Here is a 23710-nt window from a genome sequence, read left to right as displayed (position 1 = left end):
TCATATTGCGTCGTGGAAGATGATGCCCAGAGTATGCCGGTTTCCGCTGTGCAGGCGACTGACGCCATGACGCATGGTCACTCGATAATCGCCGCGTGTGCCGCTGACCGGGCGCTGGTTGACCGCGAATATAACGGCGTCACCCTTTTGCAGATCCACGACGTGTGGTCGCGACTGCAGGCGTGGACGCTGCTCGGTCAGGACGAACTCTCCACCGGTAAAATCCTGTCCGGGCTGCGACAGAAGAATCGCCACTTGCAGTGGGAAAACCAGTTCTCCGTACAGATCCTGATGCAGGCAGTTGTAGTCCTGCGGGCCGTATTGCAACAGCAAGGGTGTGGGCCGCAGTTGACCGGCATCGTGACAGCGCTGCACAAACCCGGCATGGGTTGCGGGAAAGCGTACAGGCACATTCATGCGTTCGTACCAGCGGTTGGCCAGCGGCACCAGGCGCGGGTAAAGCGCAGTGCGCAGACGTTCGATGGTTGTCGGCAGGGGATAGCTGAAGTACTTGTATTCCCCGCGACCGAAACCGTGGCGGGCCATGATGACCTGCGAACGAAACGGTCCGGTCTGCGAATACAGGGCGCTCAAGCGCTCGCAGGTTTGCGCCGACAGCAGCGAGCGGACGATGGCATAGCCATATTGATCCAGATGCTGTTCGAGGCACGCCCAATCGAGCGCATCCAGCCGAGACGGGGACATTGACATTCTGACTCCTGAACCCTTTGGTCGAGGCTGTCAGTCTGGGCGAATCCCGGCGGCAGAACACTCCGCCGCTTGCGGTCGAATCCGGGGTGTTGCGTTACAGGGCTTTGCTGACGGCGATATCGCTGATCACATCTTCAGTCTGGCCGTGGATGGCATCCAGTGCAGCCTTAGCTTCTTCCACGGTGCCGTTTTGCAGTTGCGCGAACTCGAAGCGGCGCTCACCGTTGAGCTTGTATTTGATGACGTATTTGGTCGTTTGGGCCACGGTCATGCTTACCTTTGCGTTGGGGCAACTCAGCTCAGTTTGGAGCTGGAGCGGCGGATGATCTTGATCGAGTGGGTCAGGGTCGGTTTGCGCGTGACGCTGATGGCGCGCCGGCTGACGGTGTCGATGGTGATGTTCCAGAAACCGGTGCTCGGCGCGGTGATGCGCGCAGGAAACGTGTCGAAAGCACCGCCGTGGTAGGTGTGGCGGCCGCCGTTCTTGAACGCGCGGAAGTTGGCGTCGTTCATCAAGCGGATGTTGCAGGTTTGCGAGCATTGGATGACGACAATGTCGTCTTCGTTGAGGTGCTCGCGCTGGTGAATGAATTTCATGGGCGCCTCCAGAAGGGCTTTTTCTACTAAATCAAAACGATAGCATGTGCGATTGGCGCAGTTTATCAGCCCGAACGGGTTATTATCCCGCCGTCGAGCGCTGCTTTGACAATTAAAAACGGTTATTCGCGATTCGCTGCGGGTTTAATGGAGTAAGCCTCGGAGAAAAATGGCATTACTGCTGTCCGAGGGTCTTTATGGGAGGTATTTGTATGAAGTGGGGTGTGGTGTGTCTGCCGTTGATGTTGGTCATGGGTGGTTGCGCGAGTGTTTCCGAAATCAATGAAACCTTGCCCACCATGAGCGTGATTTCCGGCAAGAAACCCCATGAGTATGCGCAGTGCCTGGCGGACAAGCTGGCTAACAGTCGCGGCGCACTGCAGATGCAGCCGCACAAGGATGGCGTGCGGGTGATTGTTCCCGGGAAATTTTCCACTGGCGCGGCAGCGGTATTTGATATCGACGACCGTTCCGGCGGCAGCAGCATCAAGTTGCATGAGCGCATGTCCAATGTGCCGATTCGTCCTCGTGACGTGCAAAACGCCGCCAATGCCTGCATTTCCGGCTGATAGAATAGCGGTCATCAGCACCAGTGCCGCCACAGTCATGCTGTGGCGGCATTTTCATTTCTGGAGTCGCGCATGAAGCGAGAGCAAGTACGGGAACGGCATGCAGAGGGCCTTATCTCTGCCACGCATGTGATTCAGAATCCGGCGAACTCGGGTGAGTGGATCGTGTTTTTCAAGAAGAGCGCCGGTCGCAGCTATTTTCTGGTCGACGATAACGACGAAGTCGAATCCTTCGCCCGGCTCGACGATCTGATTGAGATCGTGCGCGGGCTCGGGATCAAGTTCGCCGAGATCCACATGTAGGGTCTATTTGCAGACCACCACCACGCTGCGGTTTTTATAGTTGCCGACATCGACCCCCAGGGTCTTGTCGCTCTCCTTGGGTGCCGGTGTGCCGTCGGTACCGACAATGCGATAACCGGTGCCCGCGCAGGAAGCATCGGCTTTTTCGTAGCAGGTGGCCCAGGAGTTGGCTTCCCCGGAGCAGTCGATACTCAAACCCTGTTCGCCGTTGTTCAAGTAGGTGGTTTGCGAGGTGGCACAGCCACCCAGGGCCAATACCGCGATCAGCGGCAGCATTTTGTTCATGTTCATATGTGTGTCGTCTTCAGCGAGGGAGGGGCTAAACGCTCTGACAGCGCCGGAGTGAAAAGGTTATAGCGATTGGCCACTTGTTTTTATCGGGTTTGCGAGCGGCCACAAAAAAGCCCTGCGCAAGGGCAGGGCTCGGCGCGTGTCGCAACCGGTCAGTCCTGATCTTTGCCACGGCGTTTGGACGACGCAGGGGTGTCAGTGAACACCGACGCCACATCAGTCGCCAGCTGCTCGCTGTCGAAAGGCCCGGCGATGTGTTCGCCATTGGTCGTGGTCAGGTTCCACTTGCCGTCTTTCTTGTCGATCACATACCCGTTGATGATTTTTACCGCGGCCATCTATCTGTCTCGTTCGCTGGTTCAAAGGCGCCATGATACCGACAAATCCTCACATTGGGGGATGATGAGCGTAGAGTGATGCAGCGCATTTGCGTGTTTGAGCTACTCTGTTTTCGCGGGTCGAAGTTGCCAGCGGAACTATCGGCGAGAATATTTCTCTATGTTGGCATCGGTTAGCCAGTGCGGGGCATTGTAAGGTGCACGCCGCCTGATTAGACTGCGCCGAAACTCGTACACACAGCCCTTTCAAGGACTTATATGATCAAGAAATGCTTGTTCCCAGCAGCCGGTTACGGTACTCGCTTCCTGCCAGCGACTAAAGCCATGCCCAAAGAAATGCTGCCGGTGGTAAACAAGCCACTGATCCAGTACGGCGTTGAAGAAGCTCTGGACGCTGGCCTGACTGAAATCTCGATCGTGACCGGTCGTGGCAAGCGCGCTCTGGAAGACCACTTCGACATCAGCTATGAGCTGGAAAACCAGATCAAGGGCACCGACAAGGAAAAATACCTGGTCGGCATCCGCAAGCTGCTGGACGAGTGCTCGTTCTCCTACACCCGTCAGACCGAAATGAAAGGTCTGGGCCACGCGATCCTCACCGGTCGCCCGCTGATCGGTGACGAACCCTTCGCTGTGGTACTGGCGGACGACCTGTGCGTCAACCTCGAAGGCGACGGCGTACTGACCCAGATGGTCAAGCTGTACAAGCAGTTCCGCTGCTCGATCATCGCCATTCAGGAAGTCGATCCGCAGGAAACCAGCAAGTACGGCGTGATCGCCGGCGAGATGATCCGCGACGACATCTACCGCGTCCACAGCATGGTCGAGAAGCCAAAGCCGGAAGACGCACCGTCGAACCTGGCGATCATTGGTCGTTACATCCTGACGCCGGACATCTTCGACCTGATCGAACAGACCGAGCCAGGCAAGGGCGGTGAAATCCAGATCACCGACGCCCTGATGAAGCAGGCCCAGAACGGCTGCGTCATGGCCTACAAGTTCAAGGGCAAGCGTTTTGACTGCGGTGGCGCTGAAGGCTACATCGAAGCGACCAACTTCTGCTTCGAGAACTTCTACAAGACCGGCAAGGCTTACTGATAACGCCGGATCTGCAAGGTGAAGGGTGTGAAAGCACCCAAGCGAATGCACCCACAAACGCCCCGACTTGTTCGGGGCGTTTGCTTTTGTGCTGGAAAAAACCTTGGGCCTGGCGGCGCGATTGGCTGACGCCTTCTGAGCGTGCTGGCTGCTTTTTAAAGGGGGAGGGTGCGGGCATGTTTGCTCGCTGCCCCGATTCCCTTCAGGCGGCACTGCAGGGCCCCGGGCAAACGGGCAACCCGTCCGCTCAGAACGAAAAAAGCTCCGTATCTTGCGATACGGAGCTTTTTCTTTATGCGTTACTCCGATTGCGATCTCTCGAAACCGGCGCCTTCCAGGCGGTTACTGCTGCACGACATTCGCTGCGGTGGGCTCGACCTTTTTCGGCTTCATCAGGCTGAAGTCGATCAAGGCGCGCTGCTCGCGTTCGTACGGGTTGCCGATCATCAGCGGACGCGGTTTGAAGTTGTCGCTGACCAGACTCTTGCTGCGGTCCAGTTCATCGAAACTCAAACCGGCCATGTCCGCCCAGGTGTGGATCAGATGCGAGCTGCTGTACGGCCGGCTCAGGTCGGCGGCAAAGTTCCAGTCATGGTTCTCGCGCCATTTCGGCGACGCCCAGGCCATGAACGGAATGGTGTACATCGGTGCCGTCGGTTTGTTCTCGTTACGGCCGAGGGTGTTGTGGCCGACCGAGTCAAACACATCTTCACCGTGGTCGGAGAGGTACAGCAGGAAACCATTCGGATCGGACTTGGCGTAGTCCTTGATCAGGCTCGATACAACGAAATCGTTATACAACACGGCGTTGTCGTAGCTGTTGTAGGTCGGCACCTGATCGTCACGCACGCCGGCTGGCACGCCGGTACGGTCCTGGAACTTGTCGAAGGTCGGCGGATAGCGGTACTGATAGCTCATGTGCGTGCCGAGTAGATGCACGACGATCAACTTGCGCTGCGCCGGGTCGCTCAGCGCCTTGTTGAACGGCTCAATCACGTCACCGTCGTACTGCGCGGCGTTCTGGTTGCGGTTGTTGTTCAGGTACACCTGCTCGTCGGCCTGTTCGGAGAAGGTCGTGAGCATGGTGTTGCGCTTGGTCATGGTCTGCTGGTTGGTGATCCAGAAGGTCTTGTAGCCGGCCTGCTTCATCATGCTGACCAGTGACGGCGTGGACAGGTACAAGTCCGGATTTTCTTCGTCGGCGAAGGTCAGCACCTGCTGCAACGCCTCAATGGTGTACGGGCGCGGGGTGATGACGTTGTCGAACACCGCGAGCTGATCCTTGAGCTTGTCCAGTTCCGGCGTGGTCTTGCGGCCATAGCCATACAGGCTCATGCGCTGGCGGTTGGTCGATTCGCCGATCACCAGCACCAGCGTCGACGGTTTATCCGCGTCGGCAGCCTTGAGGTTATGCAGCGGCGGAACCTTGCTTGCACTGTGCAGCATGTCCTGCATGCCGGCCAGAGTGTCGAGGTATCGGTGGTAAGCCACGGCCATTTGCCAAGGCACCGCTGGCTCGATGCGGTCTTCGAACTTCTCGAAGCCGCCGGCGAAACTGCCGGTACGCTGGGTCTGCTTGATCAGCGGGTAGCCGACTACGGCGAAGACGATCGCGATCGCAGCCACGAACGCACGGCCTCGGGGCATGTACACCGGGCGCAGGCGGGTCCACAGGAAATAGGCGAAAGCGGTATGCGCGAGGAACGCCGGGATCATCCACCAGGCAAAGTACTGGGTCATGTACTCGCCGGCTTCCGACACGTTCGACTCGAACATGATGAAAATGACGCTTTGCGAGAATTCCTGCTGATAGATGAAGAAGTAGCCCAGGCTGGCCATGGAGCAGGCCCACAGGACAATACCGATCAGCGCAGCCAGCAGTTTGGTGCGTTTGGGGAACGCCAGCATCGGGGCGAGCCACAGCGCACTCATCACGAAGGCCTGACGGAAACCGCTGAAACCGGAGGTCCCGGTCAGTTGGATCAACAGTTGGGTGATGCCCGAGAAGTACCAGAAAAAAGCAAAGAGCCAGAGAACCCCGGCCCAATCGAAACCTGTCGCAGTCGTTTTGCTGCGTTTGAACAATGCCATTCAGCACTCCAGCTCATCGTCACTAACCACCGCCGGAACACTACATCAAACCGACGAACGGAAGCCGCGCGCAAACGCACGGCCAGAATGGGCGCGAGTATCACGAACGTAATGTGAAAACTTCGTTAGTTGCTGATTGTTGGCAGGAGCGGATCATGACGGGAACGACGGGCGCCGTTCCCGAAGCGGGCGGGGGCAGGTCAGGCGTGCGGTTGACGCTGGACAACCGGCAGAGGTTTGGGCTGAGCGCCCTGGGTCAGCGAGCGCAATTGCGCCAGCTCCTGCTTCAACTGGTCGCGCTCGTCCTTCAACTGGCGCAATTCATCGCGACGGATCGTGACATACAGGGTTTGTGGCGGCATTGCTGTGTGTACTGTGCCCATTGCTCACCTCGCAAATGGCGTGTCTCAACTGCAGATTGTCCCGGTGCCGGGCTACTGATCTGCTATCGGCGCCAATTTTGATTTCTTTTGCCCATGAATGGAACTTTTTTATTTTTCATGGTCGGTGTGTCTTCGGCATGATTCGGGGCGTTATCAGTCTGGATCGGGCACAATGCCCGGAAACTTCGGCCCGACGCTCTGGACTAACCTCCATTAGTCGCGTTGGGCTATAACCAATGACACACATTTATTTGTAGTAAGGAGCATCAGCACATGCAACTCGGGATTATTGGACTGGGCCGCATGGGCGGCAATATTGCGCGGCGTCTGATGCTCAACGGTCACACCACCGTTGTTTACGACCGCAATACCGCCTTTGTCGACACCCTGGCCGCCGAGGGCGCCACGGGCGTTGCCGATCTGCCTGCGCTGGTCGCCGGCCTGGCCAAGCCACGTGCCGTGTGGGTCATGCTGCCGGCCGGTGCGCCGACCGAAGACACCATCAACACCCTGAGCGATTTGCTGGAAGCCGGCGACACCATCATCGATGGCGGCAACACCAACTATAAGGATGACATTCGCCGGGCCAAGACCCTCGCCGAAAAAGGCCTGCACTACATCGACGTTGGCACCTCCGGCGGCGTCTGGGGCCTGGAGCGCGGTTACTGCATGATGATCGGCGGTGATGCCGAGACCGTGAACCGTCTCGACCCGCTGTTCGCCGCTCTGGCGCCGGGCATGGGCGAGATTCCGCGCACCAAGGATCGCAAGTCCGAGGATCACCGCGCCGAACACGGCTACATCCACGCCGGTCCTGCCGGCGCCGGGCACTTCGTCAAGATGATTCACAACGGCATCGAGTACGGCATGATGGCTGCCTTCGCCGAGGGCTTCGACATCCTCAAGACCAAATCCAGCGAACGCCTGCCGGAAGATCAGCGTTTCGACCTGAACGTGGCCGACATTGCTGAAGTCTGGCGTCGTGGCAGCGTCGTTTCCTCGTGGCTGCTCGACCTGACCGCCGACGCGCTGGCCAGCGATCCGAAGCTCGACGGGTTCTCCGGTTCGGTGGCGGACAGCGGCGAAGGTCAATGGACCATCGAAGCGGCCATGGAGCAGGCGGTGCCGGTACCGGTGCTGTCGAACTCGCTGTTCTCGCGCTACCGCTCGCGCGGCCAGGGCACCTTTGGCGACAAGATTCTCTCGGCCCAGCGCTTCGGCTTCGGCGGCCACGTGGAGACACCGAAGAAATGACCCATACGATCCGCAGAAAATCCAAGGCAGAACCCGCACCACCGACCACGCTGTTTCTGTTCGGTGCCCACGGCGACCTGGTCAAGCGCTTGCTGATGCCGGCGCTGTACAACCTCAGTCGCGACGGCTTGCTTGACGAAAATCTGCGGATCGTCGGCGTTGATCACAACGCCATTACCGATGAGGCCTTCGCGCAAAAACTCGAAGACTTCATCCGTACCGAAGTGGCGGCGAAGGTCGGCAAGGGCGATCAGATGCTTGATCCGGTCTTGTGGGCCAAGCTCGCCAAAGGTATCAGCTACGTCCAGGGCGATTTCCTGGACGACAGCACCTATTCCGCGCTGGCGGCAAAAATCGCCGACAGCGGCACGGGCAACGCGGTGTTCTACCTGGCCACCGCGCCACGTTTTTTCAGTGAAGTGGTGCGCCGTCTCGGCGCCGCCAAACTGCTCGAAGAAACCCCCGAAGCGTTCAGAAGGGTGGTGATCGAGAAACCGTTTGGTTCCGATCTGCATACTGCCGAAGCCTTGAACGCCTGCCTGCTCAAGGTCATGTCCGAGAAACAGATCTATCGGATCGACCATTATCTGGGCAAGGAAACCGTGCAGAACATTCTGGTCAGCCGGTTCTCCAACAGCTTGTTTGAAGCGTTCTGGAACAACCATTACATCGACCACGTGCAAATCACCGCCGCGGAAACCGTCGGCGTTGAAACCCGTGGCAGTTTTTACGAGCACACCGGTGCGCTGCGCGACATGGTGCCCAATCATCTGTTCCAGTTGTTGGCGATGGTCGCCATGGAGCCGCCGGCCGCGTTTGGCGCTGACGCTGTGCGCGGTGAAAAGGCCAAAGTGGTCGGCGCGATCCGCCCGTGGAGCGTTGAAGAGGCGCGAGCCAATTCGGTACGCGGTCAATACAGCGCCGGCGAAGTCGATGGCAAAGCGTTGAATGGCTATCGCCAGGAAGCCAACGTGTCGCCTGACAGCAACACCGAGACCTATGTCGCGCTGAAAGTCATGATCGACAACTGGCGCTGGGTGGGCGTGCCGTTCTACCTGCGCACCGGCAAGCGCATGAGCGTGCGCGACACCGAAATCGTCATCTGCTTCAAACCGGCGCCGTATGCGCAGTTCCGCGACACCGAAGTCGATGAACTGCAGCCGACTTATCTGCGTATCCAGATCCAGCCCAACGAAGGCATGTGGTTCGACCTGCTGGCAAAACGGCCGGGGCCGGCGTTGAACATGGCCAACATCGAGCTGGGGTTCGCTTACAAGGATTTCTTCGAAATGCAGCCATCCACCGGTTACGAAACGCTGATCTACGACTGCCTGACCGGCGACCAGACGCTGTTCCAGCGCGCCGACAACATCGAGAACGGTTGGCGCGCGGTGCAACCGTTCCTTGATGCCTGGCAGCAGGACGCGAGCGTGCAGACTTACGCCGCCGGGGAAGACGGTCCACAAGCCGCCAACGATCTGCTGACTCGCGATGGTCGCGTCTGGCATGGTCTGGGATGAGTGAGTCGATCCGTTTTTTATTGAGTGACATGGATGGCACGCTGTTGCTGCCCGATCACAGCCTGAGTCAGCGCACCATTGATGCGGTGCGTTCGCTGCGCGAGGCGGGCGTGTTGTTCAGCCTGGCCACCGGGCGCCCGCCCAAGGCAATGTTGCAGCAGATCGAAGCCTTGGGGGTCGATCTGCCGACCGCCGCCTTCAATGGCGGCACCATCGTCAATCCGGACGGCAGCGTGTTGGTGGCGCATTACCTGCCGGTGCCGACAGCGTTGATTGCTTTGGCGTTGTTCGCCGATCAGCCGGAAGTGGAAATCTGGGTGTTCAGCGGTGGCGACTGGCTGCTCAAGGATCCGCACGGGCCGATGGTGCCGCGCGAACAGCACGGTCTCGGTTATCCGCCGGTGGTGGTCGAGAGTTTCGAGCCGTATCTGGAGCGCATCGACAAGATTGTCGCGACCAGCAACAACACCGATTTGCTGATTGAACTTGAGGCGCGCCTGCTGCCCAAGGTCAACGGCATGGCTCAGGTCTCGCGTTCGCAGCCGGTCTATCTGGACGTGACGGCGCTGGAGGCCAACAAGGGCACCGCACTGGCGACGATTGCCGCGCACCTTGATATCCCGTTGGAGCAGACCGCAGCGATTGGCGATGGCGGTAACGACCCGGCGATGTTCCATTGCGCGGGACTGTCGATAGCCATGGGGCAGGCAGAGGAGGCGGTCAAGCGTCAGGCTGACGTGGTGACCGCGCCAAACACCGAAGATGGCGTAGCCCTGGCGATCGAGAAGTACATCCTCCCGTAACACTTGTAGGAGCTGCCGCCGGCTGCGATTTTTTGATCTTGTTTTTTATGCAGCAAGATCAACAGATCGCAGCCTTCGGCAGCTCCTGCATGAGGTTGTTGTCAGAGCCAGTAGCTGACGGCGTACCAGCCCAGCAGGCCCATCACTACGGTGTACGGCAGCGCCATCCACACCATGCGCCCGTACGAGAGTCGCACCAGCGGCGCAATCGCCGAGGTCAGCAGGAACAGGAACGCAGCCTGACCGTTTGGCGTCGCTACGCTCGGCAGGTTGGTGCCGGTGTTGATCGCGATGGCCAGGGTCTCGAAATGCTCGCGGCTCATGTGCCCGGACAGGAAGGCCTGTTTCACTTCGGTGATATAGATCGTGGCGACGAACACGTTGTCGCTGATCGCCGAGAGCAGGCCGTTGGCGATGAACAGCATGCCCGGCTGTTGCTCCGCCGGCAGTGCCAGCACCCATTGGATCAACGGGGCAAACAGCTGTTGATCATGAATCACTGCGACCACGGCAAAGAACACCACCAGCAACGCGGTGAACGGCATGGCGTCCCTGAATGCGTTGCCCAGACGATGTTCGTCGGTGATGCCGGTAAACGCGGTGATCAACACGATCACCATCAGACCGATCAAGCCGACTTCGGCAACGTGAAACGCCAGGCAGCCAATCAGAATCAACGCAGCAGTGCCTTGCACCAGCAGCGCGGCACGCTGACGTGGAGTGCGTTCGGCGTCATCTTCGGCGGCGTAATTGGCCAGCACAGCACGCACGTTGTCCGGCAACAGGGTGCCATAGCCAAACCAGCGCAGTTTTTCCAGCAGTACGCAGGTTGCCAGCCCCGCCACCAGCACCGGCAGCGAGACCGGCGCGACTTTCTGGAAAAACGCCGCGAAGTGCCAACCCATCTCATGGCCGATCAACAGGTTCTGCGGTTCGCCCACCAAGGTGCAGACGCCGCCGAGTGCGGTGCCCACAGCGCCATGCATCAGCAGGCTGCGCAGAAACGCCCGAAACTGTTCCAGGTCGTCATGGTGCAGCACCGGCAAGTGTCGGTCGTCGCTGAACTCACTGTCCTGACGCGGATCGTTGCCCGAGGCCACACGGTGGTAAACCGAATAGAAGCCGACGGCGGCGCTGATGATCACCGCCGTCACGGTCAGGGCATCGAGAAACGCCGACAGAAACGCCGAGAGAAAGCAGAACATCAGCGCCAGAATCGCCTTGGAGCGTACGCCCAGCAGCAGCCGCGAGAACAGAAACAGCAGCAGATCCTTCATGAAGTAAATGCCGGCGACCATGAACATCAGCAGCAGGATCACCGGGAAGTTGTGCACCAACTCATCGTATAGCGCCTGCGGCGTGGTCATCTTCAGCAGCAGGGCTTCAATCAACAACAAGCCGCCGGGCATCAACGGATAGCACTTGAGGGCCATGGCCAGAGTGAAAATGAATTCGATCACCAGCAGCCAGCCAGCGGCGACCGGGCCGACCGTAAATAGCACCACGGCATTGAGGATCAGGAAGCCGACGATGCACGCCTTGTACCAGCGGGGCGAGTGCCCGAGGAAGTTATGCGCGAAGGCCTGGGCCAGTGAACCGGACATCGGTTGCTCCTTGTATTAAGAAGCGCGCAAAGTGCCGCAAGTGACTGGCAAGTTCAAGTCTCGGGGGTTTATTGATTCAGATAGCGGGCAACCATGGCCCGGTAGTTGCCGTCCAGAGAATAGCCGCCGACCAGGATGTGTCCATCGGCCTGCACCGCCAGTGAGTTGGCGATATCCAGGCTGCGTCCCAGTCGCGTGCGCAACCAGCCGTGGCCGTTACCGAACTCGCGGTCGAGTTGGCCGTCGGCCAGATAGCGCGCGACGATGAAATCGGCCTCGATACCGCCAATCGTCGCCCCTACCGCGATAATGCGGCCATCGGCGATGCACTGCGCCGCGCTCCACTGGCAGCCACAGGGGCCGATCTCCAGCAGATGCGGGTGGCCGGCATTGTTGCGCAACTCCGGGCGACCGTTGGGGTGCAGGCTTAGCGCCATGCAGCGGATCGGGTCGCGGCTGCTGCCAAAGCAATGCAGGTGTTCCATCGAATGCAGCACCTGACTGACCATCGCGCTTTGTCCGTGGGCCTTGAAGGCGAGGAAACCGTCCACCGCAAAGCGCTCATCCAGACGTCCGTCGGGCAGATAACGTGCCACCAGACCTTCCTGAGGAAAGTCGATGGCGCCGGCAACGATGATGCGCCCATCCTCTTGAAGCAGCAGGCAGTTGAGCCAGGAGTTGAGCAGCAGGTGACGGATCATCACGAATCCACGGCCATTGAAGCCGGGATCGAGGGTGCCGTTTGGAGTCAGACGAATCAGCATGCCAGCATGGTCGGCCAATTCGAAGTGGTGATTGGCGATCAACAGAATGTGCCCGTCGTCCTGCACCGCGAAGTCGCATGCTTCGGCCCCCGGCACTCCGGGCGGAAGCCAGCTATCCCGAGACCCGACGGACAGGTCGCCCGGCAGGCGCACGACTTGTCGACCATTGTCACCAAACGATGGGTCAGGCAAGCCGTCAGCCGTGAATCGGGCGAAGGCGGGCAGGGTACGGTGAGCGTTTTCATAATGCAGACCGGCCAGCAGAATGCGTCCGTCTGGCAACACTTGGACCTTTGCGCCCATGGCTTCGAATCCGGGCGCGAATTCGCCGATCACGCTGCCTTGAGCGCCGAAGCCGAGATCGGCAGAACCGTCGGGAAGCATTCGCGCCAACCCGAAACGGCTGCCAGCGGCAGTGCCAATCTTGGCAGCCACCAACACCCGGCCTTGTGAATCCAGGGCCAGGCCTTGAGTCATGCTCGACACGCTGCCGGCAAAATACACTTGAGCAATGCCGCAGTGGGCAAAGTCTCTGTCGAGTTGCCCGGCGTTAGTCTTTGGCGGTGGGAGCGCAACGGCGTTCTCGGGGGACATGCATGCTTCTCCTTGCAAGTTGACCAGGCCCGAATCGGGTGGGTAACTGCATGAGCGAAACATTCAATCCCTGAATACGCCGAAGTACAACTGACATAACTAACAGGTGGAGGGTCGCACTGTGCCAGAACAGTGTCTTTTTGAACCAAATGAAAGCCTGCCAAGCAGTGTCGCCTGACGCTTTAAAGAAAGTTGTACAAAAGTACTGGAGATAAACAGCAACAGATAAATAAAAAGAGCAGGGCGGACGACTGGAAGTCGTCCGCATTACCCTCTGATCAGTGCGGCATCGACCACGATTGCAACAGGTAACCTTCTTCGCTCAATTCGGCGCGTGCCTGCTGCAGCAGTTGTTCCAGTTGCGCCGGGTCGGAGTAAGCGCTGCTTGGAATCTGCTTGCGGCCGATATGCGAGTTGGTACGGTCGATGACGGTCAGGTTCAGTTCGCCGTTGCCGTCTTGTGGGGCCCAGGCCACGCACTGGAAAGGTTTAAATGCATGGTTGGCAATCAAAAGAGCTTCGTTGATACGGAGCGGGGCGGTCATGGGGTCTTCTCTCTGTCGTGCCCAATCAAGTGATGTGCCGTCGGTTGGGCTTACCGTTCGGCTGGTTACTTGTACTGATGCACGCAACCCCGAAGCAGGTCACACACGAAACGGAGAAATTTCAACTTTATTGCTTATGCTCAAGATTTCGACAGTTTTTGAAAGCCTGGCGAAAGAGAGCAACTCGATAGCTAACTAATAACCCCGCTTCTTATAACGCTTTAGCTTGTACACCTATAAGCAATCGATACAAGCCCCTGTCAATTTCTTGCTAATGTTACAGTCGGGTCTGCCAAATGACTGTTTTTACAATAATTTCCTTAAATTTGGCGCCAAGGAACAGTCATGATCGAAGCGCCAGCGTTACGACGTTTATTGGTAGTCGACCCCTGTGACGACTGTCACCGCCTGTTACCCGGATTGCGCGCGGTGGGCTGGGATGTCGACAGCTGTACCCTGGAAAATGCTGCCGATCGGCCGTGCGACGTCGGCCTGCTCAGATTGCAACCTTTTCACCTCGAGCGCCCGGAAGCCGTCAAGGAATTGATCAGCCGCAGCGGCACCGAGTGGATCGCGGTGCTGAATCAGGAGGTCCTGCGGTTGCAGAACGTTGGCGACTTCGTCTGCGAATGGTTCTTCGATTTCCATACATTGCCGTTCGATGTCTCGCGGGTCCAAGTGACCCTTGGGCGCGCGTTTGGCATGGCGCGTTTGCGTGGACAAGGCACGATTCACGTCGATCAGCCGGAACACGAATTGCTCGGCGACAGCAAGCCGATCCGCGAGCTGCGAAAATTGTTGAGCAAACTGGCGCCGACCGAGTCCCCGGTACTGATCCGCGGTGAAAGCGGTACCGGCAAAGAACTGGTCGCGCGCACGCTGCACCGCCAGTCCCAGCGCCACAGCAAGCCGTTTGTGGCGATCAATTGCGGGGCGATTCCCGAACACTTGATTCAGTCCGAACTGTTTGGCCACGAAAAAGGTGCCTTTACCGGTGCCCATCAGCGCAAGGTCGGGCGCATTGAAGCGGCCAACGGTGGCACGCTGTTTCTTGATGAAATCGGTGATTTGCCGATGGAGTTGCAGGCCAATCTGCTGCGTTTCCTGCAGGAGAAACACATTGAGCGTGTCGGTGGCAGCCAGCCGATTCCGGTGGATGTGCGCGTCCTCGCGGCCACCCACGTCGACCTGGAAGCTGCCATCGAGAAAAAACGCTTTCGCGAAGACCTGTATTACCGCCTCAATGTGCTGCAAGTGGTCACCGCGCCATTACGCGAGCGACACGGTGATCTGTCGATGCTGGCCAACCACTTTTCTCATTTCTACAGTCATGAAACCGGCCGCCGTCCACGCAGCTTCAGCGAGGATGCGTTGATCGCCATGGGCAAGCACGACTGGCCGGGTAATGTGCGCGAGCTGGCCAATCGTGTGCGACGGGGCCTGGTGCTGGCGGAGGGGCGGCAAATTGAAGCCCGGGATCTGGGGTTGATCAGTCAGCACTCAATCTCCACGCCGATGGGCACGCTTGAAGACTACAAGACCCGGGCCGAACGCCAGGCCTTGTGCGATGTATTGAACCGGCACAGCGACAACCTCAGCGTCGCGGCGAAAGTGCTTGGGGTCTCCCGGCCAACGTTTTACCGCCTGCTGCACAAACATCAGATTCGCTAGACACCAAAGTAAAAAAATCGCAGCCTGCGGCAGCTCCTACAGGGATTACCTATGTGGGAGCTGCCGCAGGCTGCGATCTTGTGCTCTAGAAGTAGTACGGGAACTTGAGGCTGAAGGAGAAATCCGGGGCATCGTCGGTCATGCCAATCGACAGGTTGGGCACGATGGTCAGATTATCCGTGGCGGCAATGGTCATGCCGATGTTGAAATAACCGGCGTTGGCGTCACTGGAGACCACCGACTCCCAATCGCCGCCGTCTTGTTTCAACTTGCTCTTGCGTTGCACCAGGTCAGATACCGAAAACGACATACTCATCTTTTCGTTCAGCGCGAACGCAATACCGGCGCCAATCTGGAAGCTGTCGCCAATCTTCACCTTGCCGGGGTTTTTCTGATTGACGGTCGAACTGATGTCGTCGAACGACTCCTCCAGGTTGTGAGTGTAGGACAGGCTGCCGAACAGCACTGCCGGGTCGAACGTCTTGACCAGCGAAACCCCGGGGGTGATCGACCAGACGCCGTTACCGGTGGGCAAGGTATCAGGTACGAACAGGTTGGAGTTGGCATCGGTCTGGCGCAGTTTGATCCCGAACGGATCCTTGCCGGTTGGCGCCTTGACGCGCAGGGTGACCACCGCGTCCGGCGTGTTGACCGACTCGTCGAGGAACTTGTAGGCGATACCGAAGTTGACGTCGCCGATGGTTGGATCACGCGAAACATCCTGTTCCGTCGTGACGTTCGATGCACCACCGTTGCCGCCACCGGACTGGTAGGTCGACTCGCGGTAAACCACCGGTACGTTGACGTCGAACTGCCAGCGGTTGTCGAAGTTGTAGCGGCCAGTCAGGTCCAGCGTCCAGGTGTCGGCCTTGATCCGGTCGAGGTTGATGTTGCCCAGAAAGATCGAGTCCAGTGCGAGGAAGCCGTTGAGGATCAGCTGCCGGGTGTCGTAACGCGAGTAGGTCACACCGGTTTCAAAGCTGAATTTGCCACCACCGAAGAAGCCGCTGGCCTCGTCGTAGAGGTTGGACACACTCTGTGCCGGTTGCGAATCGTCGGCCAGCGACTGGCCGTAAGACGCGCCACTGCCCCCTGCTGCGCCCCCCGACGCTGCTGCCGCCCCAGTCCCGGGCGCGCCGGTGCTGGTGGCGACTCTTGGATTGCCTTTCATGTCAGACGGCGACTTGGCCAGCCGTTTGGGTTGCGGCGCTGCCGGTTGATCTTCAACCTGACGAACCCGTTGTTCGAGCACCGCCAGGGCCTTTTGTTGTACTTCGTATCGTTGCTTCAGCTCCAGAAGTTCCTGTTTCAGGGTCTCCACATCTGCGTCGGGTGCTGCTTGCAGCATCGCCGCAGGTAGAAGAGTGCTCAGACATACAGCGGCACGCAGTGATACTGATCGATACATGAATAAGCCGTCCCTTTAAGCCCAATGATCGAGACTCAGCGTAGTTCAATATCCCATGTTGCGTAGTGCCCTGAGTTGAGTCAGGTTGCAGTCCAGTGCGCCGGGGCTGATGCCGTTATTGTTAAGCACGACATTAAGTTGGGTCATGTTGTTGACCACGTTGGCGCTGCCTAGCAGTCGAGTGTTCTGCAGCAATCCTCCCTGGGCGACTTGTTGCAGGGCGTTGCCCTGGTTGCCGGAGGCCTGGATCGCCATTTGCACGCCACCACTGCTGGCCGATACGGCGACGCTGCCAGCGGCATTGCTGGCACCGATGGTTTGCCCGGCTATCAAGGCCTGACCTTGTGCGGGGGCCAGCGGAGGAGGGGTGTTGGCCTCTTTTACGTTGATCGCCACATTGTTGTTGGCGGTGTTGCCGTCGCCGGCGGCGCGTACGCTTTGGGTCACGCCCTGGCTGCTGTTGAGTGCCGCACCACCAATGACATTGCCAGTACCCGGCGTCGGGGTGCTGCCGTTGCCCTGTTCCTTGATGGTCGAGACATAAAATTCCGGTTTGATCGTGGCGGCCTGGATTTGCATCGACGTCGCAGCGCCGATCAGATCACCACTGGCGTTGCGCCAGGTACTGCTCATGACAATGCCGAAGCTGATGATCCGTCCCGGCATGACGTAACGACCACGCAGCTCGGCGAGCTCCTGGTCCTTGATTTCGATGGGTTTGAATCCTGCATTGGCATAGCCTGACGCGCTCGCCGCCAGGCAGGCGGCGGCCAGCCAGTATGAGGTTTTCATCTGCTGCTCCCGGGACATCCAGCCCCATTCTTTATAATCGGCGATTAAAAGAAGTCGCTCTGTATGAACCCGAAGTCCATCAATTCAGCATCTTTGACAGGGTTGAAAGAATCGAGCTTGTTCTTGGCGGTCAGCGGGGTCGGAGGACTGCGTAATGCATTGGTTTTGTCGTATCCGGGGCCGACGATGGCGAAGACAATGCCGTTCCAGCCTTTGACAAAGTCATCATGGGCGTAGCGTTTGTGTCCTAGAACGGGGTCTCCGATGTAAACCCAATCCTTGTCCGAACGCTGCAGTACCACGAAATGCTTGTAACCGCGAATTTCCAACAGTACCACCACCGGGATCGTGACTGCTTCGAGCTTCTCCGGCGGAATCTTGTAACCTCTGGCGCGCATGCCGATGCTTTCTACGTAGCGCTTCATGTCCAGCATGGAAAACCCTTGAGTACGAACAAGGTCCTGGTCAGCGTTGACCAGCATGCCTTTGATGATGTGCTCCTCATCGACGTCGAGCCAATAGGCCTGGCGCAATACCGTGGCCAGTGCGGCGGCGCCGCAACTGAAATCGGTTTTCTGTTCGACGATGTCGGCAAACTTGCGTTCACGGATGCTTTGCACGTTTTTGTAGACGAGTACGCCGCCGGGCAGGGCAGCGACGGGCATCTGGGCAGCCTGAGTCAGGCCGGACAGGCAAAGCAGGGCGATAAAGGCAGTCTTACGCATGATCGATACGCCTTTGCGGACTGAGGAAAAGCCCCGTTTCCGGGGCTTTCGTTTCGATCGCGATTACATGCAGGCTTTGCAACCTGCAGCGATGGACAGCGAGTTGCTTTGTTGGTTGCCCACACCCGCCGAGACGTTGGCTCCGCCGTTGCCGGAGAAGTTGTTCATCGAGTTGGTCATGTTGGCATTGTTCACAACAGGAGCTTTCCAGCCATCTTTGGTCAGCACTTGCTGAGTGGTGACGCCAGCGAGGCCAAAGGTACCCACGGCTTCGAACTTGGCTTTCTGGTCATCGTTGCCGCCGTGGCCGCCGCCACGATTATCCCAACCGCCATGGTTGTCGTCTTCGATGGTTGCAGTGCCTTTGGCTTTAAACACGCCAGCGGCCGCGTAGGTGCCGGTAAGGGTGTCGGTTTTGTAGGCCTGCACGCCTTTGTTTTCTACAACAAGGCCAGTAGAGGACTGATTGGCAGACGCGGCGGCAGTGGCTACGCGGCCACCGGATACGGCGATCGCCAGGTTGTTTTTCTGCTGGTTGAAGTTGCCGGAAGACACGTTGATGCCGATGTTGCCGGAACCATTGTTGCCTGCGTTGCTGAGCGTAGCGTTATTAAAGGTCGACGAGTTTTTCACATAGTTGTTGTTGTTGACTTGAGTCGCGCTGGAGGCAGCAACTGCAGTGCCGAAAATGAAGCTTTCATCGGCGGTAGCCAGGGCGGCGGCGTTGTCCTGCTGGTTGCCGTCCCCTGCAGCAACGTTGGCGCCCATATTGCCGTTAGAACCATTGAGCGAGTCGCTGGCGTTGGCGTTATTGAGAGTGCCTTGGTTTTTCACCACGTTGCCATCGCTGTTTTGTTCGTCGAGCACTGCTGCTCCGGCACCTGCACCGATCTGCAGAAGTTGTTCCAGGGTAGGGCCTTTAGGTTCATGGTTGCCATGACCATTGCCGTGCCCGTTACCATGATCATTGCCGCCTGCCTGAGCCGCCATTGCCATGACTGCTGCAAGTGCGAAAACCAGTGGTTTGAGAGCCATTGTAGGTTTCATGGTGTTTCTCCATCGTGCTTATTAGTTGGTTAAGTGTTGGTACTTTCTAATTGCACTGCTTTTGTTGTTTGGGTCAGTCAGCGACCCGGATGCTCAGGGTGTTAGCCATACGGTTCCCCACCCCGGCACTCTGGTTCACCTGAATCACCCCTCGGCTGCCGGTGAAGGCCTGATCACTTGTCGTGACCTGGCGACTGCCGGGTGAGGTGCCAGTTGCTCCTGAGCTCGGTAAAAGCGCCACGTTCTGTTGTGACAGGGCGCTGTCGTCAACGCTCTGCGGGGCAGCACTGATGCTGACGCGCGTCACGTTGGCCATCTGGTTGTTGGCCCCGGCACCCTGGTTCACGCCCAGGATCCCGTTGCCATTACTGAAAGATGTACCGCCGATGGTGGCGCTGGCGTTCATCGACGGGTTGGCTGGGGTATCCAGTTTTTGCCTGACAATGGTCGTGGCGCTGGCGTTGGTACCGATGGCGATCGCTTTGGTATTGGTCTGTTGCATCTGGTCGCCGGCGGCCTGGTTGACGTTGTAGTTGCCGCGGTACTGCACGCCACTGTTCTGGATGTCGGCGTTATTCACGGAGCCTGGATCGGCCATGGCGCTGGCGCAGCCGAACAGGGCAAGCAGCAGAAGGGAACGATTCATCTCATTGACCTCCGGCCATGCGGGTCAGCGGGGCAAGACCGGAACTCATTGCACGGTTGACGGTGTTGGAGATCGAACCGCCCGCGCCACCGCCGTGACCGCCGCCCATGCCGGGCAGGCCGTTAGGATTGGTCAAGGTGTTCATGCCAGGCATGTTGGCGGTGGGCGTGGTGATATTGCCGCGAATCGAAGAGCCACTGGCTACACTGGCAAATTCACCGTCATCCAGCTCGGTGCTGGTCATCGCTTGATTGATGCGAGCCGAAGGGTTGGCATTGACTGTGGTGGGATAGGGGTCTTTGCCACCGCTGCGTCCGATTGGAATGGGCTGGACATCGCGGTTGAGAACGATCACGCCATTGCCTTCGGCCTGAACGTTGAAACTGATGAAAGTGCTGGCGGCTGATCCAATCAGCAGAAGGCAGGTCAGGCCTTTATTGAAATTCCCCACGGCGGCAATTCCTTCTTCAGTGGGCTGGCTCTTGTCAGCGTTGGGAAGGAGAGAGCGAAAGCTGTGCCGCTTTTGAGTTGTTGTTGATTTTCAACGGGTTGGCGATGGGCCGCGCAGGGTTGATACAAAAGCTGTTTCAACGCTGAAACAGTCGTGCAGACGCCCACAGGTCCCATGGCGGCGCAAAGCTCTGGGACAAGGGTTTGCCGGGGACTGTTTCACTGGCGAAACAGATGTCCTGACAAAATGATGAAGGCCATTGAACTGGCCGCTTTGCGCGCAGGGAGGTGTTTCAGGAATGGACACATTCGTCCTGAACGGAGCTATTCGATGGATCCATCAGCCAATAACCGGGCGACGGCTTCAAAGGCCTGAACGCGGCGTTGATCCCAATCGCCCTGAATGATCTGCAACGGCTGCTTGTGCTGTTCCAGCCAGTCGCGGGTGGCCTGAAAGAACGCCTGGCGTTCGCTCAGTTGGGGCTGGCAACGTTGGCCGTCGTCGGTCCAGTCGATCTGCTCCGGTGACAGCAGCAGGTGCAAGTCGTAATGCCGCGCCAGCAGCTGGGGCTCCAGCCATGTCGGGCAGTCGCCGAACAGGGTCTGGCTCCACAGGATGTTGCTCAGCAAATGGGTGTCGAGAATCAGCAACTGCGGTTGCTGCATCCGCGCCTGATCTTCCCACTGCAACTGCCCGCGAGCGATAGCGGGGATGTCGTCGAGGCAGGTATCACGAGGGTTTTGCTCGATGAACCAGCGTACGTATTCGTCCACCCGCAGGCCGCCGAAGTGCTCCTGTAGGCCAGCGGCCAGCCAGCTCTTGCCGGTGGATTCCGGGCCGGTGAGGACAACCACCTTCATCGCTGCAACGCCGGATCGGCGCGCCATTCCCGCCAGCCTTGCACCGCAATCAGGGTGAACAGGGCATACAGCGCGGCGGTGAGGTACAGGCCCTTGTAAAGAAACAGGCCGACGAAAATCACATCCAGCACGAACCACAGCGCCCAGCATTGCAGGCGTTTCTGCGCCATCCAGAGTTGTGCGACGAGGCTGAAAGCAGTCAACGCGGCATCAAGCCATGGCTGCGCTGCGTCGGTCCAGTGCGCCATGGCCGCGCCCAGCAGCAGGCTGCCCAGTGCGCCGACACTCAGGCCGAACAGGATCGAGCGCCGATCCAGACGCGTGACGTCGCGTCCGTCATGCATTGTCCCGGCGCGGGTCCATTGCCACCAGCCGTAGACTTGCAGCGCGGCGTAGATCACTTGCAGCAACATGTCCGAGTACAGCTTCACGTCATAGAAAATCCAGCTGTACAGCAACACCATGACCAGGCCGATCGGCCAGCACCACGGATTCTGTTTGACCGTCAGCCAGACGGCAATCACACCGAGGGCGGCGGCAAACAGTTCAAGCCCGGACATGGGGGTTCCTTGGGGGAATTGAGGAGGGAGCGGATTGTACCCAAAAACCTGTGCGAGCGAGCCTGCTCGCGAAAGCGGTAGTCAACCATGCAGTTGTTGACTGACATTACGCCTTCGCGAGCAGGCTCGCTCCCACAAGGGGGAGGGGTCAGACGCGGAACTGGCGCAGGAGCTGGTTCAGCTGTTCACTCAATTGCCCCAGCTTCACGCTCGCCGCACTTGACTGCTCCGCCGCCAGCGCTGTGCTGTGAGACAGGCCGGCCGCCTGTGTGACGTTCTGGTTGATGTCCTCGACCACATGCGCCTGTTGCAACGTGGCGCTGGCAATCGAGGCGTTCAGGCCGTTGAGGTTGCGCAGTGCCTGGCCGATGGCATTCAGGCTCGCGCCGGCAAGGCCAGCCTGTTCGATGGTCAGCTGCGAGGCTTTGCTGCTGTCACCGATGACCTTTACGGCCGCTTCGGAATGGTTCTGCAGGCGCTCGATCATGGTCTGGATTTCCGCCGTCGACTTTTGCGTGCGCTGCGCCAGCAGTCGCACTTCATCGGCCACCACCGCAAAGCCCCGGCCCTGTTCACCGGCACGGGCCGCTTCGATGGCCGCGTTGAGGGCCAGCAAGTTGGTCTGCTCGGCAATCGAGCGGATCACCTCCAGCACACTGCCGATCTGCGTGCTTTCGGCGGCGAGGGTGCGGATCACTTCGACCGCCTGGTCAATGGTGTCGGACAGTCTGTCGATCTGTTGCAGGCTGCCGTCGATGTTGATCTGACCCTGCTGCGCCTGAGCTTCGGCATCGCGCATTTCCGCAGCGGCGTGCTCGGCATTCTTCGCCACATCCTGCACGCCGTAGGTGACTTCGTTGATCGCGGTCGCGACCAGTTCCATCTGCTGCGATTGCTGCTGGCTGCGCTGCTGGGCCTGGGTCGCATCGTTGCCCAGTTCGCTGGACGATTGGCCCAGCGCGCTGGCCGAGATCTGCAGGTCACCGATGACCCGGCGCAACTTGGCGGTGAAGGCGTTGAAGTGATGCGCCAGTTGTGTGACTTCGTCCTGACCGTGGGTGTCGAGGCTACGGGTCAGGTCGCTCTCGCCGCTGGCGATGTTGGCCATGGCGTTCACGGTTTCCTGCAACGGACGCACGATGCTGCGGGCAATCAAAATCACCAGCAGGACCATGATCAGCGCAATCGCCAGGCCGATTACCGAGGCCTTGATCAACTGACCGCGAAACTCGCTCTGCACATCATCGACGTAAACGCCGGAACCAAGGATCCAGCCCCACGGCTCGAACAGTTTTACATAGGACGTTTTCGCGACCGGTTCGCTGGCGCCGGGCTTTGGCCAGCGATAATTGACCATCCCCGCGCCTTTGCTTTTGGCGATCGCGACCATCTCGTTGAATACCGCAAAACCGTCCGGATCGCGGATCGCCGAGAGGTTCTGGCCTTCGAGTTTGGGGTTGGTCGGGTGCATGACCATCACGGGGGTGAGGTCGTTGATCCAGAAGTAGTCGCTCTGGTCATAGCGCAGGCCGCGAATGGCGGTCAGTGCCTGCTTCTGTGCGGCGTCGCGGGTGAGGGTGCCGGCGGTTTCCAGGTCGTGGTAGTAGCTCAGCAAGCCGCTGGCGGTCTGCACCACGTGCTGGGTTTTCTGCGCCTTGGCGTGGTAGAGGTCATCGTGGATCTGCTTGAGCATCAACACACCCAAGGTCAACAACATGACCACGGCCACAATCAAAATGAGCCACAAGCGTCGGCTGATCGACACACTGCGCAAGCTGTTCATAACGCTGCCACTCCGATTTCTTTTTCTTGTAATAAATCAACGCCAGCATCCAACCACGTTTGAGTGGTCGGGCATACGCGACCCAAGTCGTATAACGCCGCAGCACTATTAAGGCTTGTCTGTTAGGATTTCGGCCCCGCGCGCGAAAACCTGAATCCAAGTTGATATTTCACGGAATTTTGACCGTTTCGTGTGGATGCTGTGCGCGCGGAATCGGTACAGCAACAAACAGCTACGCTGATCGCAGTGAACGTAAAAATATTATCGGGGCATGCCAGCGTGCATCGCTCTTTGGGGGACTG

26 protein-coding genes are annotated in these 23710 nt (G+C 58.8%); 7 read left to right on the top strand and 19 right to left on the bottom strand.

The annotated features are described in order from the left end of the window. The 3 genes from ACM6HV_RS15695 to ACM6HV_RS15685 all read right to left on the bottom strand — a co-directional run bounded on the left by ACM6HV_RS15695 (position 1) and on the right by ACM6HV_RS15685 (position 1308). Positions 1-711 (bottom strand): 2OG-Fe(II) oxygenase, encoded by a 711-nt coding sequence (locus ACM6HV_RS15695; RefSeq protein ID WP_414904675.1) that lies wholly within the window; start codon positions 709-711, stop codon positions 1-3. Positions 712-805: 94 nt separating this feature from the next. Then, entirely contained in the window at positions 806-982 is a 177-nt protein-coding gene (locus ACM6HV_RS15690) for a hypothetical protein (protein ID WP_162531605.1), read from the bottom strand. Between the two features lie 23 nt (positions 983-1005). Then, on the bottom strand, positions 1006-1308 hold the full coding sequence (locus tag ACM6HV_RS15685; RefSeq protein ID WP_041064472.1) for a DUF1883 domain-containing protein: 303 nt from the start codon (positions 1306-1308) through the stop codon (positions 1006-1008). Between the two features lie 212 nt (positions 1309-1520). On the opposite strand from ACM6HV_RS15685, the gene ACM6HV_RS15680 reads away from it, so the two are divergent. Then, a complete protein-coding gene (locus ACM6HV_RS15680) occupies positions 1521-1877 on the top strand; it encodes a hypothetical protein (protein ID WP_003225393.1) in 357 nt (118 codons plus the stop codon). A gap of 72 nt (positions 1878-1949) precedes the next feature. After that, on the top strand, positions 1950-2180 hold the full coding sequence (locus tag ACM6HV_RS15675; RefSeq protein ID WP_027612691.1) for a hypothetical protein: 231 nt from the start codon (positions 1950-1952) through the stop codon (positions 2178-2180). A gap of 3 nt (positions 2181-2183) precedes the next feature. Here the strand turns inward: ACM6HV_RS15675 and ACM6HV_RS15670 are convergent, their stop codons facing one another. Then, the gene (locus tag ACM6HV_RS15670) at positions 2184-2471 is read right to left on the bottom strand and encodes a hypothetical protein (protein ID WP_131671764.1); all 288 of its coding nucleotides are present in this window, start codon (positions 2469-2471) and stop codon (positions 2184-2186) included. A gap of 152 nt (positions 2472-2623) precedes the next feature. Further along, positions 2624-2809 carry a hypothetical protein gene (locus ACM6HV_RS15665; protein WP_007964653.1) on the bottom strand — a complete coding sequence of 62 codons (186 nt, stop codon included), beginning with the start codon at positions 2807-2809 and terminating at the stop codon, positions 2624-2626. Between the two features lie 258 nt (positions 2810-3067). On the opposite strand from ACM6HV_RS15665, the gene galU reads away from it, so the two are divergent. Further along, positions 3068-3907, top strand: a complete 840-nt coding sequence (galU, locus tag ACM6HV_RS15660) for a UTP--glucose-1-phosphate uridylyltransferase GalU (protein ID WP_007912230.1) — start codon at positions 3068-3070, stop codon at positions 3905-3907. Positions 3908-4249: 342 nt separating this feature from the next. Here the strand turns inward: galU and ACM6HV_RS15655 are convergent, their stop codons facing one another. Together ACM6HV_RS15655 and ACM6HV_RS15650 are read right to left on the bottom strand one after the other, a co-directional pair. Continuing rightward, positions 4250-5998 carry a phosphoethanolamine transferase CptA gene (locus ACM6HV_RS15655; RefSeq protein WP_414904674.1) on the bottom strand — a complete coding sequence of 583 codons (1749 nt, stop codon included), beginning with the start codon at positions 5996-5998 and terminating at the stop codon, positions 4250-4252. A 200-nt stretch (positions 5999-6198) separates the two neighbouring features. Further along, positions 6199-6381, bottom strand: coding sequence for a DUF6026 family protein (locus tag ACM6HV_RS15650; RefSeq protein ID WP_041064455.1), 183 nt, complete (start codon positions 6379-6381; stop codon positions 6199-6201). A 249-nt stretch (positions 6382-6630) separates the two neighbouring features. Between ACM6HV_RS15650 and gnd the strand changes: the two genes are divergently transcribed. From gnd to ACM6HV_RS15635, 3 genes are read left to right on the top strand one after another with little or no spacing between them, the layout of a single operon-like run. Next, positions 6631-7635 (top strand): phosphogluconate dehydrogenase (NAD(+)-dependent, decarboxylating), encoded by a 1005-nt coding sequence (gnd, locus tag ACM6HV_RS15645; RefSeq protein WP_305809626.1) that lies wholly within the window; start codon positions 6631-6633, stop codon positions 7633-7635. Further along, positions 7632-9155 (top strand): glucose-6-phosphate dehydrogenase, encoded by a 1524-nt coding sequence (zwf, locus tag ACM6HV_RS15640; RefSeq protein ID WP_414904673.1) that lies wholly within the window; start codon positions 7632-7634, stop codon positions 9153-9155. The genes gnd and zwf overlap by 4 nt, the downstream gene beginning before the upstream one ends. After that, positions 9152-9958 (top strand): HAD family hydrolase, encoded by an 807-nt coding sequence (locus ACM6HV_RS15635; RefSeq protein WP_145598505.1) that lies wholly within the window; start codon positions 9152-9154, stop codon positions 9956-9958. Before zwf ends, ACM6HV_RS15635 begins: the two co-directional genes overlap by 4 nt. 101 nt (positions 9959-10059) lie before the next feature. Here the strand turns inward: ACM6HV_RS15635 and nhaB are convergent, their stop codons facing one another. The 3 genes from nhaB to ACM6HV_RS15620 form a co-directional block, all read right to left on the bottom strand. Beyond that, a complete protein-coding gene (nhaB, locus tag ACM6HV_RS15630; protein WP_414904672.1) occupies positions 10060-11562 on the bottom strand; it encodes a sodium/proton antiporter NhaB in 1503 nt (500 codons plus the stop codon). 68 nt (positions 11563-11630) lie between these two features. Further along, complete coding sequence (locus tag ACM6HV_RS15625; RefSeq protein WP_414904671.1) at positions 11631-12920, bottom strand: hypothetical protein; 1290 nt, start codon at positions 12918-12920, stop codon at positions 11631-11633. A gap of 278 nt (positions 12921-13198) precedes the next feature. Beyond that, positions 13199-13465, bottom strand: a complete 267-nt coding sequence (locus tag ACM6HV_RS15620; protein ID WP_041064446.1) for a hypothetical protein — start codon at positions 13463-13465, stop codon at positions 13199-13201. A 345-nt stretch (positions 13466-13810) separates the two neighbouring features. Between ACM6HV_RS15620 and ACM6HV_RS15615 the strand changes: the two genes are divergently transcribed. Next, complete coding sequence (locus tag ACM6HV_RS15615; RefSeq protein ID WP_414904670.1) at positions 13811-15136, top strand: sigma 54-interacting transcriptional regulator; 1326 nt, start codon at positions 13811-13813, stop codon at positions 15134-15136. 85 nt (positions 15137-15221) lie between these two features. Here ACM6HV_RS15615 and ACM6HV_RS15610 read toward each other — a convergent pair whose 3' ends face one another. From ACM6HV_RS15610 to ACM6HV_RS15570, 9 genes are all read right to left on the bottom strand, one after another. Then, the gene (locus ACM6HV_RS15610; protein ID WP_414904669.1) at positions 15222-16544 is read right to left on the bottom strand and encodes a hypothetical protein; all 1323 of its coding nucleotides are present in this window, start codon (positions 16542-16544) and stop codon (positions 15222-15224) included. Positions 16545-16589: 45 nt separating this feature from the next. Continuing rightward, positions 16590-17336, bottom strand: coding sequence for a hypothetical protein (locus tag ACM6HV_RS15605; protein WP_145598510.1), 747 nt, complete (start codon positions 17334-17336; stop codon positions 16590-16592). Positions 17337-17380: 44 nt separating this feature from the next. Beyond that, the gene (locus tag ACM6HV_RS15600) at positions 17381-18061 is read right to left on the bottom strand and encodes a C39 family peptidase (RefSeq protein ID WP_145598511.1); all 681 of its coding nucleotides are present in this window, start codon (positions 18059-18061) and stop codon (positions 17381-17383) included. A 63-nt stretch (positions 18062-18124) separates the two neighbouring features. Then, positions 18125-19108, bottom strand: a complete 984-nt coding sequence (locus ACM6HV_RS15595) for a heme utilization protein (protein ID WP_145598512.1) — start codon at positions 19106-19108, stop codon at positions 18125-18127. A gap of 73 nt (positions 19109-19181) precedes the next feature. After that, complete coding sequence (locus ACM6HV_RS15590; RefSeq protein WP_414904668.1) at positions 19182-19754, bottom strand: adhesin; 573 nt, start codon at positions 19752-19754, stop codon at positions 19182-19184. Between the two features lies 1 nt (position 19755). Next, positions 19756-20205 (bottom strand): hypothetical protein, encoded by a 450-nt coding sequence (locus ACM6HV_RS15585; protein WP_145598514.1) that lies wholly within the window; start codon positions 20203-20205, stop codon positions 19756-19758. 323 nt (positions 20206-20528) lie between these two features. Further along, positions 20529-21065 (bottom strand): AAA family ATPase, encoded by a 537-nt coding sequence (locus ACM6HV_RS15580; protein ID WP_414904765.1) that lies wholly within the window; start codon positions 21063-21065, stop codon positions 20529-20531. Further along, positions 21062-21625 (bottom strand): nicotinamide riboside transporter PnuC, encoded by a 564-nt coding sequence (pnuC, locus tag ACM6HV_RS15575; RefSeq protein WP_414904667.1) that lies wholly within the window; start codon positions 21623-21625, stop codon positions 21062-21064. Before pnuC ends, ACM6HV_RS15580 begins: the two co-directional genes overlap by 4 nt. A gap of 148 nt (positions 21626-21773) precedes the next feature. Next, on the bottom strand, positions 21774-23408 hold the full coding sequence (locus ACM6HV_RS15570; protein WP_414904666.1) for a methyl-accepting chemotaxis protein: 1635 nt from the start codon (positions 23406-23408) through the stop codon (positions 21774-21776). Positions 23409-23710 lie beyond the last annotated feature (302 nt).

Origin of the sequence: Pseudomonas sp. IT-P260 (genome assembly GCF_949768395.1) — a bacterium.
Taxonomy (GTDB): Bacteria; Pseudomonadota; Gammaproteobacteria; order Pseudomonadales; family Pseudomonadaceae; genus Aquipseudomonas; species Aquipseudomonas parakoreensis.
Note: the sequence above shows the minus strand (reverse complement) of the source record. Positions and strands in the feature narration are given on the sequence as shown.